General features: G+C 63.9%; 2 protein-coding genes. Both read left to right on the forward strand.

Annotated elements, in window-relative coordinates; genetic code table 11:
• The coding region (locus EOA27_RS30735; protein WP_127258014.1) for a hypothetical protein at positions 1–482 on the forward strand (482 nt) is incomplete at its 5' end.
• A gap of 196 nt (positions 483–678) precedes the next feature.
• The coding region (locus EOA27_RS30740; protein ID WP_145970637.1) for an indolepyruvate ferredoxin oxidoreductase family protein at positions 679–2,758 on the forward strand (2,080 nt) is incomplete at its 3' end.

Here is a 2,758-nt window from a genome sequence, read left to right on the forward strand (position 1 = left end):
CCGCAGTCGCGCTCGGCGCCTGCCGCGACACCGGCAAGGACCAGCTTTTCGCCATCTCGGGAAAACTGTTCGAGTTCAACTACCGGCTGGCCATCGCCACCTATGTCATCACGCTGAAGCCGCTGCGGCCGATGGTCGACGGTCAGGTCGCGGTGGTGAGCTTCCAGAATCCGGCCGGCGGCGACCCGCTCATCGTCAACCAGAAGATCTGGCCGAAGCTGCCGCACATCACGCTCACCAGCCCGCCGCTCACCTGCGTGGTCAAAGATAAACCCTATTCCGTCTCGATCCGCATCGAGGATGCGAGCGGCACGCTGCTGCAGAGCATCGATACCACGATGACCTCGTCCGAGGACCAGACGATGCTGCCGGACCGGCCACTGGTGATCGGGCCGAAATACGAGCTCAACCCGGACCTTGCCGGCCATCCTGACGGCAAGCTGCCCGATGCCCAGAAGCCGGATTGCTCCAAAGCGACTTGAGCCACGAAATTTTTGTTCCTCACAAAGCGGTTAGCATGATCTTGCATGCGCCACCGGCCACTCGCCAGACCGTTTGTTGCGTGTTATCTGGCCTCTGTGATTTTGTTTGACCTCACCGCCTAGGGACGAAAGACTGCGACGTCCCACTCCGACGTTGGCTGCCTGATTTGAGGCGCCTCCGCAGAGGAAATACCTGATGACGCTGCACGACGTCGCGCTCGACGACAAGTTCGACCTTGGCAAGGAGCGCGTCTTCCTATCGGGTGCGCAAGCCGTCGTGCGCATGCTTCTGATGCAGCGCGAGCGCGACCGCCGCGCGGGCCTCAACACGGCGGGCTTCGTTTCCGGCTATCGCGGCTCGCCCCTGGGCGGCCTCGACATGCAGCTGTGGCGGGCGAAGAAGCAGCTTGCGCAAGCCGACATCGTCTTTCAGCCGGGCCTCAACGAGGAACTCGCCGCCACCGCCTGCTGGGGCTCGCAGCAGACCGAATTGCTGGGCGAGGGCACGCATGATGGCGTTTTTTCGGTCTGGTACGGCAAGGGCCCGGGGGTCGACCGGTCCGGCGACGTCTTCCGCCACGCCAATCTTGCCGGCTCCTCCAAGCATGGCGGCGTGCTTGCCCTGATGGGCGACGACCACATGGCCGAATCCTCGACCAACGCGCATGCCACCGAATTCCTCTTCGTCGACACCATGGTGCCGATCCTCAATCCGGCCGGCGTGCAGGAGATCATCGACTACGGCCTTTACGGCTTTGCCATGTCGCGCTTCGCCGGCACCTGGGCGGCGATCAAATGCGTCAAGGACAATATCGAATCGACGGCCTCGGTCGACGCCTCGATCGAGCGTCTGGGCATCGTCATTCCCGAATTCGACATGCCGCCGGGCGGCTTGAACATCCGCCACGAGATCGACATGCTCGGCCAGGAAGAGCGGCTGCACGAGTACAAGCGCGCCGCCGCCTCGGCCTTCATCCAGGCCAATGGGCTGAACCGCATCGTCTATTCCGGCGGCCGCAATCCCAAGCTCGGCGTCATCACCATCGGCAAGAGCTATCTCGACGTCCGCCAAGCGCTGGAGGATATCGGCATCGACGAAGCGGCCGCCAACCGCATCGGCATCCGCCTGTTCAAGGTCGGCTGTCCGTGGCCGTTGGATTTCCAGCACATCGCCGACTTCGCCCGCGGCCTCGACACCATCGTCGTCGTCGAGGAGAAGCGCTCGCTGATCGAGGTGCAGCTGCGCGAGAACCTCTACGGCACCGCCACCCAGCCGGTGATCGTCGGCAAGAAGGACGAGCGCGGTGACTGGCTGTTTCCGGCCAAGGGTGCGCTCGATCCGAACGAGATCGCGATTGCGCTCGGCGAACGGATCCTGCGCACCATCGGCTCCTCGGAAGAGATCGCAGCGCGGGTGGCGAAGCTGCGCCAGTTCCAGGCGATGCTCGCCGACACGCTCGATATCGGCTCGCGCACGCCTTTCTTCTGCTCGGGCTGCCCGCATAATTCCTCGACCAAGGTGCCGGACGGCTCGCTGGCCGCCGCCGGCATCGGCTGCCACTTCATGGCGCTGTGGATGGACAGGAACACCGTCGGCTTCACCGCCATGGGAGGCGAGGGCGCGCAATGGGTCGGACAGGCGCCGTTCTCCAAGCGCGACCACATCTTCCAGAATCTCGGCGACGGCACCTACAACCACTCCGGCGTGCTGGCGATCCGCTTCGCGCTGTCCTCCGACGCCAACATCACCTACAAGATCCTCTACAACGATGCCGTCGCCATGACCGGCGGCCAGCCGCATGAGGGCGGCCTGACCGTCGACATGATCGCCAGGCAAGTGCGCGCCGAGGGCGTCGAGCGCATCGCCGTTGTCACGGACGAGCCTGGCAAATATGCCGGCAAGGCCGATTTCCCGGCCGGCATAACCATCCACCATCGCGACGATCTCGATCTCGTCCAGCGCGAATTGCGCGAGGTGAAAGGCGTTTCGGTGCTGCTCTACGATCAGACCTGCGCCGCCGAAAAGCGCCGCCGACGCAAGCGCGGCACCTTCCCCGATCCGGACAAACGCGTCTTCATCAACGAGCTGGTCTGCGAAGGCTGCGGCGATTGCGGCGTACAGTCCAACTGCGTCTCGATCCAGCCGGTCGAGACCGAATTCGGCCGCAAGCGCCGCATCGACCAGTCGAGCTGCAACAAGGATTTTTCCTGCCTCAACGGTTTCTGCCCGTCTTTCGTCACCGTGCATGGCGGCAAGATCAGTAAGGCCCAAGGCA

The sequence above is a fragment of the Mesorhizobium sp. M2A.F.Ca.ET.037.01.1.1 genome (assembly GCF_003998075.1).
Classification (GTDB): Bacteria; Pseudomonadota; Alphaproteobacteria; order Rhizobiales; family Rhizobiaceae; genus Mesorhizobium.